Origin of the sequence: Streptomyces sp. S3(2020), assembly GCF_013044505.1 — a bacterium.
Taxonomy (GTDB): Bacteria; Actinomycetota; Actinomycetes; order Streptomycetales; family Streptomycetaceae; genus Streptomyces.
Genome location: NZ_JABERD010000002.1, coordinates 69,418 through 86,597, shown reverse-complemented (window position 1 = coordinate 86,597; position 17,180 = coordinate 69,418). Strand labels below are relative to the sequence as shown.

The window sequence follows — 17,180 nt, the reverse complement described above, 5'->3', positions numbered from 1 at the left end:
GAGCCCCCCACATGAGCCCGACGAAAACCCCGCCACCCCTGCCCGACCACCGGCCGCTCCTCGACCCCGCCGCCGAATACCGCCGTTGGACCGAGGAGCGCCCCCTCGCCAGGATCAGCCTCTGGGGTGACACCCACCCCTGGCTCGTCACCCGGCACGAGGACGCCCGCGCCGTTCTCAGCGACGCCCGGTTCAGCTCGCAGAACGTGCGGCCCGGCTTCCCGGGCCTTCAGCCGACGCCTCCGCCGCTCACGCCCGGCCAGCTCTTCGCGATGGACCCGCCGGACCACACCCGGCTGCGCCGCATGCTCATCCCCGAGTTCACCTTCCGCCGGGTCGAGCAACTGCGGCCCGCCATCCGGAACATCACCGCCGACCTCCTCGACGGACTGCTCAAACAGGAGCAACCGGCCGACCTGGTCGAGCACTTCACCCTCCCGCTGCCCCTCCTGGTCATCTGCGAACTGCTCGGAGTGCCCTACACGGACCGGGACTTCATCAACAAGCAGGCCGCCGCGTTCGCGACCGTCTCGGCGGGACCGGAGGCCATGCGGGCGGGCTGGGGCGCCCTCTTCGGCTACCTGCGGGAGCTGCTCGCCGCCAAGTCCCGCGAACCGGGCGACGACCTGATGAGCAAGCTCGCCACCGAGCGGGTCGCCACCGGCGAGGCCGACGCCGCGGAGGCGGCCGGGATGCTCGTCCAGCTCCTCATCGCCGGGCACGAGACGACCGCGAGCATGCTCTCCCTCGGCGTCGTCGCCCTGCTGCGCCACCCCGACCAGCTGGCGGCACTGCGCGCCGACGAGGACCTCGTGCCGGGTGCGGTGGAGGAGCTGCTGCGCTATCTGACCGTCGTACACATCGGGCTGCGCCGAATCGCCACCGAGGACGTCGAGGTCGGCGGTGTCACCGTCCGGGCCGGCGAGGGGGTGGTGGTCGCCCTCCAGGCCGCCAACCGGGACCCCGCGGTCTTCACCGGCCCGGACACGCTGGACCTCACCCGGGACGCGGGTCAGCATCTGGCCTTCGGCCACGGCCTGCACCACTGCCTCGGCCAGTCGCTCGCCCGCGCCGAGCTCCAGATCGCCCTGCCGATGCTGTTCGAGCGGCTGCCGGGGCTGCGTCTGACCGGTCTCCCCGCGGAGGAGTACGCCTTCGAGGGGCGCGCGATCCACGGTGTGCGGGAGCTGCCCGTGGCCTGGTGACGCCTTCGAGGGCACCGGCCGCCTGGTGCGGCCGGTGCCCTCGAAGGGGGAAGCGGAGCGCCCCTACTTCGGGTCGCGGTCGAAGAGCGACTTGGACCAGCGGTAGCCGAGCGCCGTGAGGCCCAGGCACCAGGCCACGGCCAGCCAGCCGTTGTGGCCGATCTCGGTGCCGAGCAGCAGTCCGCGCAGGGTCTCGATGGCGGGTGTGAAGGGCTGGTACTCGGCGATGGGCCGGAACCAGCCCGGCATCGCGTCCACCGGGACGAACGTGCTGGAGATCAGGGGCAGGAAGATCAGCGGCATCGCGTTGTTGCTGGCCGCCTCGGGGTTCGGGCTGGACAGGCCCATGCCGACGGCGATCCAGGTGAGGGCCAGGGCGAACAATGCGATCAGTCCGACCGCGGCGATCCATTCCAGGACGGTGGCGTCGACCGAGCGGAAGCCGATGGCCACCCCGACGACCCCGACGAGGACCCCGCTGGCGACGCACTGGAGCACGCTGCCGATGACGTGTCCGATGAGCACCGACCCGCGGTGGATCGCCATGGTGCGGAAGCGGGCGATGATGCCCTCGTTCATGTCCATGGAGACGGACACGGCGGTGCCGATCGTGGTGGAGCCGATGGTCATCAGCAGGATGCCCGGGACGAGATACGCGATGTACTCGGAGCGGTCCGCCCCGCCGCCCCCGATGCCGGCGCTCATCGCGTCGCCGAAGATGTAGACGAACAGCAGCAGGAGCATGACCGGTGTGAGCAGCAGGTTCAGCGTCATCGACGGGTAGCGGCGGGCGTGCAGCAGGTTGCGTCGCAGCATGGTGGAGGAGTCGCGTACGGCGAGGGACAGGGTGCTCATCGGGCGTTCTCCTTGGGCTGGTCGGTGTCGTCGGTGAGGGCGAAGAAGACGTCGTCGAGGTCGGGGGTGTGGACGGTGAGTTCGTCGGCCTCGATGCCGGCCGTGTCCAGCCGGTCCAGGAGGGTGCGCAGGTCGCGCTGGCTGCCGTCGCTGGGGAGCTGGAGGGTGAGTGCCTCGTCGTCGCGGGTGACCTCGTGCAGGGTGTCGGCGGCGCTCTGGTAGGCGGCCGGGTCGGTGAACCGCAGCCGGACGTGTCCGCCAGGGATGAGCCGTTTGAGTTCCTCCGCGCTGCCCTCGGCGGCGATCCTTCCGTCGTGGAGGACCGCGATGCGGTCGGCGAGTTGGTCTGCCTCCTCCAGGTACTGGGTGGTGAGGAAGACGGTGACGCCGTCGGTGACGAGTTCGCGGATGATCTGCCACATGTTGTGGCGGGAGCGGGGGTCGAGGCCGGTGGTGGGTTCGTCGAGGAAGATGATCCGCGGGCCGCCGACCAGGGTCATGGCGATGTCCAGGCGGCGTTTCATGCCGCCGGAGTAGGTGGAGGCGGGCTTCTGCGCGGCCTCGGTGAGGTCGAAGCGTTCCAGGAGTTCGGCGGTGACCCGGCGTCCCTCCTGCTTGGACAGGTGGTGCAGGTCCGCCATCAGGAGCATGTTCTCCTCGCCGGTGATCAGGCCGTCGACGGCGGAGAACTGCCCGGTGACCCCGATCGCGGCCCGCACGCCGTCAGGTGACGTGGCGAGGTCGTGGCCCGCGACCTGGGCCTGTCCGCCGTCCGCCGTGATCAGCGTGGACAGGATCTTCACGGCGGTGGTCTTCCCGGCGCCGTTCGGTCCGAGCAGCGCGAAGACCGAGCCGGCCGGGATGTGCAGATCGATGCCGTCGAGGACGACCTTGTCGCCGTACGACTTGCGCAGACCGATGGTGGAGACGGCGGCCGGTGACGTGGGACCGTCGGCCTGCCTGGGCGTGGGCATGACAGATGAAGGCATGGGGCCCTCCGATCGAAGGCTGAAGTGGTGAGGGAGCGGGGCTGGGCGAGGAGGCGGGGCCGGTCGAGGAGGTGGCGGTTCAGGCCTTGGCGCGCAGGACGTCGATGTTGCCCCAGTGGGTCCGTGCGCGGATCTTGACGGTGTCCTCGGTCTGCTCCGGAGCGTCGGAGGCGCTGAGCGAGTTGCGTACCTGTCCACGGTTGGAGCTGACGTCGAGCCAGGCGGCGGTGCCCTGGCGGATCCCGATCTCGATGGCGCCGTTGGACGTCTCCAGCTGGACCTCGCCCCGGGCGACCTCGGCGACCCGCAGATGGCCGTTGGTCGTGGTGCAGGTGACCGAGGACTCGGCGCGCGCGATGTCGATGCCGCCGTTGGCGCCGTTCACCCGCAGTTCGCCGGTCACGGCCGCGACGGTCGTGATGCCGTGGCTGTTCTTCAGGACGGCGGGTCCGTCGACGAGGCCGACCCGCAGATTGCCGGAGCTGGTGGTCAGCTCGGCCTCGCCCTCGACCCGTTCGACGGTGATCGAGCCGTGCGACACGGTCCCCCGCAGCGGACCCGTGGTGTCGAGGCGGACGTCACCGGTGGAGGTCTTCACCCGGACCTCGCCCAGCCGGCCCTCGCCGAGGACCTGGATCCAGGAGCCGGTCAGCTCGATGTTCGAGTCGGTGGGCAGCTCGACCGTCACGTTCACGGCGCCGCTGGGTCCGACGAGGCGGCGCTCCTTCGTCCTGACGGTGAGGACACCGCTCGCGTAGCCGACCTCGGTCTGCTCGGCCGCCCGCACGTCCTTGTCCTTCTTCGGGTCGCTGGGCCGTACCTCGACGACGGTGTCGGGGCGGTCGCCCGCGGTGAACTGGATGGAGCCGGCCCCGACGTGCGCGGTGACCGAGATCGGTTCGAAGGTGTCGAAAGAAGGCATGACTGTCCCGTCCTCTTGGGTCTTCAGGGCGTCCCCGCTGGTGGGACGTGGTGGGTGAGTGCGGTGTCTGTTTCCCGGGGCGTGGGTGCGGTCAGCGCACCCAGCCCGTGAAGCTCTGTCCGAGGGTCTGGGTCTTCTCCGTCGTGCGTGGCCGGGTGCCGCCGTCGACCGCGGCCGACACGGCGCGCACCAGCCACGCGTTGACCGACAGGCCCTCGCGGTTCGCGGCCTCCTCGGCGCGGGTCTTGAGGTGGGCCGGCAGCCGCAGGTTGATGCGGGCGGTGCCGCCCTCGTCGCCGTCGGCCGGGGCCGGGGTCCTGAGCGGTTCGGCGGGTGCGGCCGGCTCCGCGGGGGCGGCGCCGTAGGTGGGCGGCGGTGTCACCACGAAGTCGGGGTCGAGCCCGCGCAGCCGTACGTCGACCGAGCCGGGGGCGAGATCGCGGGTGATCTCGTCCATCGCGGCGGAGAGCACGTTGAGCATGGTCAGCCGAGTCGCCGACTCCAGCGGAGCGGTGAGCCGCTCCGCCAGCTCGCGGGCTTCGTCGCCACCGGCTTCGGCGGCCACCGCGAGTTCGCGGCGGAGGGTGTCGACATACGGGGTGAGGTCCATGACGCCATCATGGCATCACTGTGGTGCCATGCGCAAGCCATGGTGTGGCGCCGGTGGCGCCACTCTGTCGGGTGGGTGCTCTGACCTGCGTAAATATCGTGATGCCTAGATGGTCGGCAATGGCGCCATGCGTGCTCGGGTGTCTCTGTAAGTGCGAGATGGCGCCAGGTGGTGCCATGTAGTGCCATGCGGTGCCACGTCATGCCTCACCGGAGGAAGCGCTTCACCGGAGGAAGCGCAGCAGCAGGACGCCCGCGACCGCCACCGTCAGAAGCCCACCCCCGGTGACGGCCCAGCCGGCCCCGAACGCAGCCCCCGCCATGCCGTGCGCCAGATCGCCCAACCGGGGCCCGCCCGCGGCCACCACCGTGTCGATCCCCTGGAGCCGGCCCCGCATCCCGTCCGGCACGGCCGTCTGCAGAACGGTCCGGCGGAAGACGCCCAGCACGAGGAGCGCCCCGCCCGCCAGGGCCAGCCAGCAGGCCGCCGCGACCAGCGAGCCGGTCACGCCGAACCCCGCGACGGCCAGGCCCCAGACGCCGACCGAGACGGCGACCGCGACGCCGTGCCGGCTCACCCGGGTGAAGGCCCCGGAGAAGAGGCCGGCCAGCACCCCGCCCACCGAGAGGGCGGCGTACAGGACGCCGATGTCCGACGCCCGGAAGGTCTCCTGGGCCAGTTGCGGGAAGAGAGCCGTGGGCAACCCCAGGAACAGGGCGGCGAAGTCGGCGAGATACACCAGCAGCAGTACCTGGCGGCGCGCCACGAACCGGAAGCCGTCAGCGATCTGCCGGACGCCGGCCCGTTTCCTCCCGGCGGCGCCGAGGGGAGGGAGCGGCGGCAACCGCCACACCGCCCACACCGTCGCGCAGACGGCGACGGCATCCGCCAGATACAGCGTCCGCGCACCCACCACCGGCAGCAGCGCGCCGGCCAGCAGCGGACCCGCGATCCCGGCCGACATGACGACCGTCGACTGGAGCGCGTTGGCGGCGGTCAGCGACTCGGGCGGCACCAGCCGCGGAACGACCGCCCGCCCCACCGCGGCATTGGCGCCGAACAGGGCCTGCTGCACGGCCACCAGCGCCAGCAGCACACCGGCCGACCGCAGGCCCGCCCGGTCCTGGGCCCACAGCAGCAACGACGTCACACCGATCCCGGCCGTCGTCACCAGCAGCACCCGCCGCCGGTCCCGTACGTCGGCCAGCGCGCCGCCCCACAGCGCGGCCGCGGCCATCGGTGCGAAGCCCACCAATCCGGCCAGCCCGACGTAGGCGGACGACCCGGTGAAGCCGTAGAGCTGCAACGGCACGACGACCGCGGTGAGTTGAGCCCCCAGGCCGGTCACCAGGCCGGCCGCCCACAGGCGCCTGAAGGCACCTCCACGCAGCGGCCGTACGTCCACCAGCACTCGCGCCTCCCCGCCCGCCCGGTCCGTGCACCGATGCTGCGGGCTCCCCCTGGGGCAAGGTCAACGAGCGCTGTCCCACACCTGCCTTCTACGAGCCGCCGGGGGAGTCCGGGCTCACGCCTTGACCCAGGACAGACCGTCCGGCGTGACGGCCAGGCCGTCGAGGTCGGCCGGGCCGGGATCGTCGAGCGGGCCGCCGTAAAGGGCCTGCTCCTGAAGGTCGTTGCCGGTGCGGAAGGTCTCACCGACGACCGGGGCGGACAACAGCGGGTTGATACGCCCGTCGGAGGCCGCCAACTTCTCCACCGCGCCGTCCAGTTGGGCCGCCGAGCTGTGCCAGTCGGCGCGGACGACCGCCGTGTCGCGGGACACCAGCCCGCCCGCCAGCTCGGCGAACGCGGCGGCCTCGCCGAGCTCCACCTTCGTGATCTTCTTCGCCGACCAGAAGTACGAGTCCTCGTTGCGCTCCATGTCGTAGAACGAGATGAGGAAGTCGTAGAACACGCGGTACTCGCGGCGGTAGCGGGTCTCGAACTCGGCGAAGCCCAGTTCCTCGGGCACGCTGCCGTCCAGCGCGGAGTTCACCGAACGGGCGGCCAGCAGGGCGCCGTAGGTGGCCAGATGGACGCCGGAGGACAGCACCGGGTCCACGAAGCACGCGGCGTCGCCGACCAGTGCCATGCCCGGAGTCCAGAAGGCCTTCTTCCAGTACGACCAGTCCTTGCGCACCCGCACCTGGTCGTACGGCTGCTCGGTCGCCTCCGGTACGCTCGCCACCAGCCGGCTCACCTCGGGGCAGGCGGCGATCATGTCCCGCCACGCGGCCCGCGCGTCGCGCTGGACGGCCGGCGTGTGCGTGGGGGAGATCACCGCGCCGACACTCGTCAGGTCGTCACGCAGCGGGATGTACCAGAGCCAGCCCGCGTCGAACGCGGCGCAGAAGATGTTGCCGCTGTTCGGCTCGGGCAGCCGGGCCCCGCCCGCGAAGTAGCCGAACACGGCGAGGTTGCGGAAGAAGTCGGAGTACACGCGCCCGCCGCCGACCCCGCCGTGCAGCCGGCTGGTGTTGCCGGACGCGTCGATGACGTAACGGGCGTACACCGTATGGGAGTTGCCGTCGGCGTCGGTGTACTCGACGCCCCGCACCCGCTCGTCGTCGGCGACGGCACGACGCACCGCGCTGCCCTCGCGGACCTCGGCGCCGGCCCGTTCGGCGCCGCGCAGCAGGATCTCGTCGAAGCGTGAGCGCTCCACCTGGAAGGCCGTCGCGGTGGGCTCGGGGACGCGCGGAGTCATGGCGAAGGAGAACTGCCACGGCTCGGGGTCACGGCCCCAGCGCAGCGTCCCGCCGCGCTTGAGGGTGAACCCGGCCCGCTGCACCTCGTCGGCGACACCGAGGATGCGGCACAGGCCGTGGACCGTGGCGGGCAGGAGCGACTCGCCGATCTGGTAGCGCGGGAAGGTCTCCCGCTCCAGCAGCAGGACCCGGTGCCCGCGCTTGGCCACGACGGTCGCGGCGGTCGAGCCGGCGGGCCCGCCGCCGACGACGATCAGGTCGTACTCCTGGGTCATACGGCAACTCCTGTTTCCCTGGTGCGGTGTCGGTGGCTCATGCCGTCAGCCAGGCGCGCATCGCCGCGGCCGTGGTGTCGGCGTCGTGGTGGACGAGGGTGTAGTGGTCGCCGGGGACGTCCGCGGTGTCGTGCGGCAGCGGCCAGTGCGGCAGCCACTCCCCTTCGGGGTCGAGGCGACGCATCTGCGCGGTCGGCCGGCCCCGCACCAGCAGGGTCGGGACCGGTGACGGTTCCGGGTCCCAGTTCTCCAGCACGCGCGCGTAGCCGCCGCCGGCGATCAGCAGCGAGTCCTCGAACTCGGCGACGACGTCGTCCGGCAGTTCGGCCCCGGCGGTCATCAGTGCCAGCGCCCGCTCGTCGTCCCGGCGCAGCACACCCGCGTGGGCGTCGAGCAGGATCAGGCCGGCCGGCGGCCGGCCCGACCGGGCGAGCTCACCGGCCACGGCGTGCGCGATCGCGCCCCCGGCGCAGTAGCCCACGAGGACGACCGGTCCGTCGGACGACAGGGCGCCGACCGCGTCCACGTGTGTCCGCACGACCGCGGCCGCACTGTCCGGCACGGCTTTCCGGCCGCCGAGGCCGGGGTGCTCCAGCAGGAACAGGTCGCGTTCGCCGTCGAACTGCTTGGCCAGACCGGCGGGGACGCGATGGTACGGCGTGAGGTAGTCCGGGATGTACGCCAGCGTGGTGCCCGCGCCCTGTGCCAGCCGGACCGGGGCGACCGCGTACCGGTCGCGTTCGGCGGTGGTGAAGGACGGGAGGGCGTGGGACGCCAGGAAGCGCAGCCCCATCGCCTCCAGGGGGCCGCGCTCGCGCAGGACCTGGTGGTAGAGGGGGCCGAAGCGGTAGGAGGGCGGCTCGTCCCCGCCGTCGGTACCGCTCCCGGGTTCGGCGTCGGCTTCGGCTTGGGCGTTCGGGAGGACTTCGCGCAGGGCGTCATGGACGTGCGCGGCCAGTGAGTGCAGCGTCGGATGGTCGAACACGATCGTGGACGCCAGCCGCACGCGCGTGAACGCGCTGAGCCGATTGCGGAACTGCACCGCCATCAGCGAGTCGAAGCCGAGCTCCCCGAACGCGCGATCGGCGGGGAGGGTGGCCGGGTCCTCGAAGCCCAGCAGCAGGGCCAGTTCGGCGCGCATCAGCTCGACCAGCACCGCCTCCCGCCCGTCCGCCGGAACGGAGGCGAGCCGCTCCCGCCAGGCGCCGGGCGCCTGTGCGACGGCGGTCGGGGCGGCGGCCGGACGCTTCGGCACCAGGTCCGTGAGGACCGGCGGGGTGGCCGGACCGCCGAGCGCCCGCAGGTCCAGCGGGATCGGCACCAGCACCGGCTCCGGGGTCCGCAGCGCGCGGTCGAGCAGCACGATGCCCTCCTCCTCGTCGACCGGCAGGACACCGCCGTCGCCGAGTTGACGCGCCGGGATCTGGGCCGCCATGCCGTCGTCCCCGGCGGTGTGCCACGGGCCCCAGGCCAGGGCCTGCGCGGGCAGGCCCTGTGCGACGCGATGCCGGGCGAGTGCGTCGAGGAAGCCGTTGGCCGCCGCGTAGTTGGCCTGTCCGGGGCGGCCCAGCACGCCCGCGGCCGAGGAGTACAGCACGAACGCGGACAGCCCGAGGTCCTTGGTGGCCTCGTGCAGATGCCAGGCGCCGTCCGCCTTCGGTGCGAGCACGGTCGCCAGCCGCCGCGGGGTCAGGCCGTCCACGACGCCGTCGTCCACGACCCCGGCGAGATGGAACACCGCCGTCAGCGCCGGCCGGCAGGACGCGACCAGAGCGTCCACGGCGGCGCGGTCGCTCACCTCGCAGGCCGCCGTGCGCACGGTCGCGTCGAGTTCGGCGGCCCAGGCCGGGGTACGGCCACCGCGGCTCGCCAACAGCAGGTGCCGGACCCCGTGTTCGGCCACCAGGTACCGGGCGAGGCTCGCGCCGAGCGCTCCGGTGCCACCGGTGATCAGTACCGTCCCCTCGGGATCGAGGGCGGGTGCCGCCGTCCGTGGCCGCACCGCGGTCAGCCGGGGCGCGAGGACCACGCCGTCCCGGAGGGCCACCTGGGGTTCGCCGGTGCGCAGTGCCGTGTCGAGGTCCGCCGGGGACGCCGGTCCACCCCGGAGGTCGACCAGCGCGATCCGGCCGGGGTGCTCGGACTGGGCGCTGCGGACGAGTCCGGCGACCGCGGCCTGTGCCGGGTCGGGATCGTCTCCGGTGGCGTGGTGGGTGAGCACCAGGAGCCGCCCCGGCCGCGCGTCGGCGGTCCACTCCCGTACGCCCGCGAGCGTGGTGGTGAGGAGCCTGCGCACCCGGTCGGGCTGGTCGGATCCCAGGTCGGGTCCCGCCGCGTCGAGGGGGCCGGTGTCCGTGCCGGGTGCCGTGCCGTCGAGAAGCCCGGTGTCCGCGCCGGGTGCCGTGCCGTCGAGGAGGTCGCCGCCGACGCCGGTGCCCGTCAGGTCGAGCAGTTCGTGCCGCGTGTCTCCGTCGCCGGCCGCCGTGACGGGCCGCCACACCAGGCCGTACAACTCGGCCTGGCTGACCGGCCGTTGGGCGGGAAGGACCCGCGTGACCAGGGACTCGACCGTGGCGATCGGCTGGCCGGCGTGGTCGGTGAGAGCGACCCGGAACTCGTCCGGGCCGAGCCGCTCCAGCTGGGCCCGGGCGGCGGTGGCGCCGGTGGTGTGCACCGTCAGTCCGGCGCAGGTGAGCGGGACCCGCGCCTCGCCCGGACCTTCCGCCAGGAGCGCGGCGTGCAGCGCCGCGTCGAGGAGCGCGGGATGCAGGGTGTACGAGCCGGCGGTCGCCGCTTCCCGGGGCGGCAGCGCCAGTTCGGCGTACAGGGACGTCCCCCGGCGCCACAGCGCGGTCACCGCTCGGAACGCCGGACCGTAGTGGTGGCCGTGCGCGGCGAGCCGTGCGTAGTCGACCGGGAGCCGCTCGGCACCGGTGGGCGGCCAAGCCCCGAGCGGAACGGCGGGCGCCGCACCGGCCGGGGCGATGGTCGCGGTGGCGTGCCGCGTCCACGCGTCACCCGCCCGGGACCAGACGGCGACCGGCCGGTTCCCCGCCTCGTCCGGACCGCCGGTGACGACCTGAACGCGCACCGGCTCCGACTCCGGCAGGACCAGCGGCTCCCGGAAGGCCAGTTCGCTCAGCCGGACCGGACCCGGTGTCCCGGCCGCGTGGCAGACCAGCTCGGCGAACGCCGTCGCGGGCACCAGGACCCGGCCGCCGATCGCATGGTCGGCGAGCCAGGACTGCCGTACGACGGACAGCACCCCGGCGTGCCGCACACCGGGTCCGTCCGCGTCCGGCTGCGGCTCGCCCAGCAGCGGATGCCCGGCCGGGGCGGCATGCCGTACCGCGTCCAGCCAGTAGCGCTGCCGCTGGAACGGGTAGGTGGGCAGCGGGCGACGACGGGCACCGCTGTCCGCGTACACCGACCGCCAGTCGACCGGAACGCCGTGCACATGGAGCGAGGCCAGCCCCGTGAGGGCTTCCCGCGCGTCGGCGCACGACGTGAACAGGGCGCCCGCGTCCGGCGCGACACAGTCCTCGGCCGCCACACTCAGCGCGGCGCCGGGACCGGCCTCGACGAAAGCCGTCACACCCGCCTCGGCCAGCCAGTTCACCGCGTCGGCGAACCGGACGGTCTCGCGCACCTGCCGTACCCAGTGGTCGGCGGTGGCGAGCGCCTCGGGCTCGGGGCGGCCGGTCACCGTGGACACCACCGGTACCGTCGGCCGGTGGTAGGTCACGGTCTCGGCGATCGCCCGGAACCCGTCCAGCATCGGGTCGAGCAGCGGCGAGTGGAAGGCGTGGCTCACCCGCAGCCGGGTGCTCCGGCCACCGAGCGAGTCGGCCAGCGCGGTCACCGCGCTCTCGTCACCGGAGACCACGACGGACGCGGGACCGTTGACCGCGGCGATCGCGACGCGGCCGGGCACCTCGCCGAGCCGGCGCACCACTTCGGCCTCCGGCGCCCGCACCGCGGCCATCGCGCCACCGGCGGGCAGCGCGGCCATCAGCCTGCCGCGCGCGGCGACCAGCCGGACCGCGTCGCCGAGCGAGAACACACCGGCGAGACACGCGGCCGCGAGCTCGCCGACCGAGTGACCGACCAGGTAGTCCGGCCGTACGCCCCAGTCGGCGAGCAGTGTGTGCAGGGCGACCTCGAAGGCGAACAGCGCGGGTTGCGCGTAGTCGGTGCGGTCCAGCAGCCCGCTGTCGGGATCGTCGATGACCTCCCGCAGCGGTCGGTCCAGCAACGGCCGGAACCACTCGCACACTTCGGAGAACGCCGCGTCGAACACCGGGAACGCCGCCGAGAGTTCACGTCCCATCCCGACCCGCTGCGTGCCCTGGCCGGCGCAGAGCAGCGCCAGCTTGGGGGTGCCGCGCACGGTGTTCCCGAGGAGTGCCGGGCCCTCGCCGCCGGCCGCCAACTGCCGTAGACCGGCGAGCAGTTCGGTGGTGTCGGAGCCCAGTACGGCCGCGCGGTGGGACAGGGGGGTCCTGGTGGTCGCCAGTGAGTACGCGATGTCCAGCGCGGCTTCCTCGGCCGCGTCCGGGGCGGCTTCCGCCAGTGTCGCCGCGAGTCTCCCGGCGTGGGCCCGAAGACCGGCCGCGTCGCCGCCGCTCACCAGCCAGGAGGTCACGGGCAGTCGACGCGTGGCCTCGGCCGTGCCGTCCGCCTCCGACGGCTGCTCGATGATCACATGCGCGTTGGTGCCGCCGATCCCGAACGAGGAGACCGCGGCCCGGCGCGGCCGGTCGCGTTCCGGCCACGGTCGTGCCCGGTCGAGCAGTCGCACCGCGCCCGCGGACCAGTCCACGTGCGGCGACGGCCGCTCCGCGTGCAGCGAGCGGGGCAGTTCGCCGTGGTGCATGGCCTCGATCATCTTGATCACACCGGCCACCCCGGCCGCGGCCTGTGAGTGCCCGAGGTTCGACTTGACCGAACCCAGCCACACCGGGTCGGTCCGGTCACGGCCCTGTCCGTAGGTGGCCAGCACGGCGCCGGCCTCGATCGGGTCGCCGAGCGCGGTGCCCGTGCCGTGCCCCTCGACCACGTCCACGTCGGCCGGGCCCAGCCCCGCGTCGGCCAGCGTCAGCCGGATCAGCTCGCGCTGCGCCTCGCCGTTGGGGGCGGTCAGCCCGTTGGACGCGCCGTCGGAGTTCACCGCGGACCCGCGCAGCACGGCCAGTACCGGATGGCCGTTGCGTCGGGCGTCCGACAGCTTCTCCAGCAGCACCAGGCCGACGCCCTCGGCCCACGCGGTGCCTTCCGCGTCGGCCGCGAACGACCGGCACCGGCCGTCCGCCGACAGTCCGCGCTGCCGGCTGAACGCGATGAACGGCTGCGGGCTCGACAGCACCGTGACGCCACCGGCCAGCGCGAGCGTGCACTCGCCCGCGCGCAGCGCCCGCGCCGCCAGGTCCATCGCGACCAGCGACGACGAGCAGGCCGTGTCGACGGTCATGGTCGGGCCGCGCAGGCCCAGGACGTACGAGATCCGGCCCGAGGCCACGCTGCCCGCCGAGCCGATGCCGATGTGCGACTCCAGCTCGTGCGGTGAGAGCCCGGTGCCGTAACCGGCGTGCATCAGACCGACGTACACCCCGGTGCTGGAGCCGCGCAGCGACGGCGCGGGGATGCCGGCGCGTTCCAGCGTCTCCCAGGCGACCTCCAGGAGCAGCCGGTGCTGGGGGTCCGTGGCCAGCGCCTCGCGCGGGGAGATACCGAAGAACAGCGGGTCGAAGCCGGCCACATCGTCCAGGAAGCCGCCGCGCCGGGTGTACGTCGTGCCGAGCCGGTCGGGGTCGGGATGGTGCAGGGCGTCGATGTCCCAGCCGCGGTCGGTGGGGAAGTCGCCGGTGGCGTCCACGCCGTCGGAGACCAGCCGCCACAGGTGCTCCGGGGAGCTCACACCGCCCGGGTAACGGCAGCCGACGGCCACGATCGCCACCGGTTCGGCCTCCGGGCCGCGGAGCGGAGCGGCCGTCGCGGGAGCGGGAGAGGATCCGGGAGCGGGAGGGAACGCGGGAGCGTCTGTGTCACCGCTCATCCGGCTGTCCAGGTAGGCGGCGACCGCGGCCGGGTTCGGATGGTCCCAGACCAGGGTCGCCGGCAGTCGCAGTCCGGTGCGCAGCGTGAGCCGGTGCCACAAGGTCATGGCGTCCAGCGAGGTCAGGCCGAGATCGGCGAACGCGGTGCCGGGATCGGCCGCCGTGCCCCGGATCGCCTCGGCCAGAGCGCACACCAACTCCGTGAGCGCGGCGCGTCGTTCACCGGCCGTGAGAGCGGCCAGCCGTGCCAGCTCCGGCGCCGGGGGACGTTCGGCGAGCGTCTCGCGCAGCACCGCCCGGCGGGGCTTGCCCGCCGCCGTACGCGGGACGGCCGGCGTGAAAAGCACCTCCTCGGGCACTTTGTGAGCCGACAGCAGCTCCGCGCACCCCCGCAGCAGCTCGGCCGGGTCCAGCGACTGCTCCGCCGGCACCACGAACGCCACCGGGACCTCGCCGAGCAGCGGATGCTCCCGTGCCACCACGGCCGCGTCCCGCACCCCGGGCAGATCGCGCAGCACCCGCTCGACCTCGGCCGGGTCGACGTTCTCCCCGCCGCGTACGATCCGGTCGCCCAGGCGGCCGGTGACGGTCAGAGTGCCGTCCGCCCCGAGCCGGCCCAGGTCGCCGGTGCGGTACCAGCCGTCGCGTACGGCATCGGCGCTCGCCTCCGGCCGGTTGTGGTACCCGAGCATGACACCGGGGCCACGCACCCAGATCTCACCCTCACCGCCGACCGGGCCGCCGACGGTGCTGTGGACCGAGCCCTGGACCGAGCCGCCCACCGAGCCCTGCGCCCCGACCGACGACTCGGCCCCGACCACGTCCAGCCCGCTGTCCGGGTCGACCAGCCGCACCTCCATGCCGGGCACGGGCGTCCCGCTGCCGCCCGGCACCCGCGACCCGCCCACCGCCTCCATGGCGATCTTGCCGCAGGTCTCGGTGGAGCCGTAGCCGTCCAGGAGCGGTGCGCCGAAACGCCGCTCGGCCTCCTCCCGCAGACCGGCGTCGCTCGGCGCGCCCGCGGTGACACACACCCGCAGGGAGGGCACCGCGCCCAGGCCGCCGTCGAGCAGTTGCCGGAAGGTGAGCGGCACGCCACCCAGCACGGTCGGCTCGAACTCGCCGATCAGCCGCACCAGTCGGGCCGGATCGGGCGCCGAGGTGATCCGCGCGCTCGCCCCGGCCACGGTCGTGCCCAGCACACAGAGGGAGTGGGCGTAGGTGTGGGCCAGAGGCAGCGGCCAGAGCACACGGTCCGTGTCCGTGAGCCCCAGCCTTGGCAGATAGCAGGCGAACGAGGACCAGAGCGCGGACCGTTGGCTGGACACGGCCGCGGTCGGCGTCCCGGAGGTGCCGGAGGTGTAGAGCAGCCAGGCCGGTTCGTCCAGCCCGAGATCGTCACGGGGAGCGACCGAGTCCCGGGCCTCAAGGCCGCCCCGGGCCTCAACGCTGCCCCCGGCCTCAACGCTGCCCCTGGCCTCAAGGCTGCCCACGGTCGCAGAGTTGCTCTCGGCTCCGAGGCTGCCTCCAGCCTCAAGGCCGCCCCTGGCCGCAAAGCCACCCGCGATCCCAAGGCCCCCCTCGGCCCCAGAGCTCCGTCCGGCTCCAGGGCCGCCTCCGGTCCCAGGGCCACGCCCGGTCCCGAGGCCACCCCCGGGCATGTGGCCGCCCCCGCCCATGAGTTCGTCGATGTGCGACGCGTCGTCCGGCACCTCACCCTCACCGGTCACCACCAGACGCACCCCCCGCCCGGCGACCATCCCCGCGATGCGCGGCAGCCGCCGCTGGTCCGTGACCACCACGGCCGGATCGCAGTCGGCCAGCAGGTACGCGAGTTCGGCATGGGTGGCGCGCGGGGGCAGCGGCACACCGATCGCCGCGGCACGGACGGTGGCCAGCAGTCCCTCGACCAGCTCCACACTGTTGTCCAGGCAGAACGCCACCCGGGTACCCCGCTCGACTCCGAGTCCGGCCGCCAACCGGGCGGTCCGTCGGTCCAGTTCGGCCCAGCTGACGCCGCGCCGGTCGTCGGCGAACGCGAGCTTCTCGCCGTACCGTACGGCGTTCTCCGCGAGCAGCTCCGGCACCGGCCGGACCACGACCGCCTCCGCCAAACCCATCGGGCCTCCTGTCAGGGGGAGTCCGCTCCGCGGCGGATCTTGAAACAGCCTACGTCGGAGGTCTTCAACGATGGCCGAAACCCGGCCAGTTGCCCTGGACGGTCAGAATCGGAGACCGTCGATTGGTATGGACCTGTCAGTGATCTGCCGCTAGGATCTGCCGCGCCCCACCCCTGAGAGCGCTCTCACCGCACCACTGCTCCTGCTGTTCCACCCCCACTCCACTGGAACGACGAAGGGCAACCTCCATGAGACGCACCGGATTCACGCACGCCGCCCTGGCCGTGCTCCTCACCCTCGGCGCCGGCCTGACCGCGGGCGCCACCCCCGCGTCGGCCGGCGACTCCGGCGCGAAGGCGCCCGCCTCCGCCGAGAAGGCACCCGCCTCCGCCGGTCTCCTCACCGCCATGCAGCGCGACCTGGACCTCTCGAAGACGGAAGCCGAGGAGAGACTCGCCGCCGAGCGGCGCGCCACGGCCCTGGAGCCCAAGGTCCGCCGCGCCGCCGGGAGTTCCTTCGGCGGCACCTGGTTCGACGCCACCGCGGGACGGCTGACCGTCGGCCTCACCCCGGACGCGACCCCGGCGACCCTCCGGAACGTCCGGGCCACGGGCGCCACAGTCCGCACCGTCGCGCACAGCGCACGCGAACTCACCGCCACCCAGGCACGGTTGGACAAGCTCGCCGCACCGGCGGGCGTCAGCAGCTGGCACGTGGACCCCGAGGCGAGCACGGTCGTCGTCGACGTCGTCGCGAGCGAGCAGGCAGACAACGATGTCCGGCGGTTCCTGACCCGGGCCCACCGCGCCGGCCCCGTCACCGTCCGGCACGTCTCCGCCGCACCGCAGACCCTCGCCGCCGGAACCGTCGGCGGCGACCCCTACTACACCGGCAACGTCCGCTGCTCCATAGGGTTCTCGGTGTACGGCGGGTTCATCACCGCCGGACACTGCGGGCAGCCGTCCGCCGCCGTCTACGGCTGGGACCGCAGCTACATCGGAAACTTCCAGGGCTCCTCGTTCCCGGAGAACGACTACGCCTGGGTCAACGTGGGCAGCGGCTGGTGGACGGTGCCGGTCGTGCTCGGCTGGGGAACCGTCTCCGACCAGCTGGTCCGCGGCTCGAACGTGGCGCCCGTCGGCTCCTCGATCTGCCGCTCCGGTTCGACCACCCACTGGCACTGCGGGACGGTCCTCGCGATGAACGAGACCGTCAACTACAGCCAGGGCGCCGTGCGTCAGATGACCAAGACCAGCGTCTGTGCCGAACCCGGCGACTCCGGCGGCTCGTTCATCAGCGGCGACCAGGCGCAGGGCGTCACCTCCGGCGGCTGGGGCAACTGCAGCGGCGGGGGCGAGACCTGGTTCCAGCCCGTCAACGAGATCCTCAACCGGTACGGCCTGACGCTGCACACCGCCTGAGCGGTGAGGGCCCGGCCTT

General features: G+C 73.3%; 9 protein-coding genes. 2 read left to right on the top strand and 7 right to left on the bottom strand.

The genetic code is table 11. The annotated features are described in order from the left end of the window. Window positions 1-11 precede the first annotated feature (11 nt). On the top strand, window positions 12-1,205 hold the full coding sequence (locus HLK59_RS01445) for a cytochrome P450 (protein ID WP_171139290.1): 1,194 nt from the start codon (window positions 12-14) through the stop codon (window positions 1,203-1,205). A 63-nt stretch (window positions 1,206-1,268) separates the two neighbouring features. On the opposite strand, the gene HLK59_RS01440 is transcribed toward HLK59_RS01445, so the two are convergent. The 7 genes from HLK59_RS01440 to HLK59_RS01410 form a co-directional block, all read right to left on the bottom strand. Then, a complete protein-coding gene (locus tag HLK59_RS01440; protein WP_171139289.1) occupies window positions 1,269-2,060 on the bottom strand; it encodes an ABC transporter permease in 792 nt (263 codons plus the stop codon). Further along, window positions 2,057-3,049, bottom strand: coding sequence for an ATP-binding cassette domain-containing protein (locus HLK59_RS01435; protein WP_171139288.1), 993 nt, complete (start codon window positions 3,047-3,049; stop codon window positions 2,057-2,059). Before HLK59_RS01435 ends, HLK59_RS01440 begins: the two co-directional genes overlap by 4 nt. A 79-nt stretch (window positions 3,050-3,128) precedes the next feature. Then, the gene (locus HLK59_RS01430) at window positions 3,129-3,971 is read right to left on the bottom strand and encodes a DUF4097 family beta strand repeat-containing protein (RefSeq protein WP_171139287.1); all 843 of its coding nucleotides are present in this window, start codon (window positions 3,969-3,971) and stop codon (window positions 3,129-3,131) included. Window positions 3,972-4,062: 91 nt separating this feature from the next. Continuing rightward, window positions 4,063-4,581, bottom strand: a complete 519-nt coding sequence (locus HLK59_RS01425) for a toxin-antitoxin system HicB family antitoxin (RefSeq protein ID WP_171139286.1) — start codon at window positions 4,579-4,581, stop codon at window positions 4,063-4,065. 223 nt (window positions 4,582-4,804) lie between these two features. Then, on the bottom strand, window positions 4,805-5,992 hold the full coding sequence (locus tag HLK59_RS01420) for an MFS transporter (protein ID WP_171139285.1): 1,188 nt from the start codon (window positions 5,990-5,992) through the stop codon (window positions 4,805-4,807). Between the two features lie 114 nt (window positions 5,993-6,106). Further along, window positions 6,107-7,564: a tryptophan 7-halogenase gene (locus HLK59_RS01415; RefSeq protein WP_171139284.1), complete on the bottom strand. Its 1,458-nt coding sequence runs from the start codon at window positions 7,562-7,564 to the stop codon at window positions 6,107-6,109. Between the two features lie 37 nt (window positions 7,565-7,601). Further along, window positions 7,602-15,740: a type I polyketide synthase gene (locus HLK59_RS01410; protein ID WP_171139283.1), complete on the bottom strand. Its 8,139-nt coding sequence runs from the start codon at window positions 15,738-15,740 to the stop codon at window positions 7,602-7,604. 248 nt (window positions 15,741-15,988) lie between these two features. Here HLK59_RS01410 and HLK59_RS01405 point away from each other — a divergent pair, with 248 nt between their 5' ends. After that, on the top strand, window positions 15,989-17,161 hold the full coding sequence (locus HLK59_RS01405) for a S1 family peptidase (protein WP_171139282.1): 1,173 nt from the start codon (window positions 15,989-15,991) through the stop codon (window positions 17,159-17,161). Window positions 17,162-17,180 lie beyond the last annotated feature (19 nt).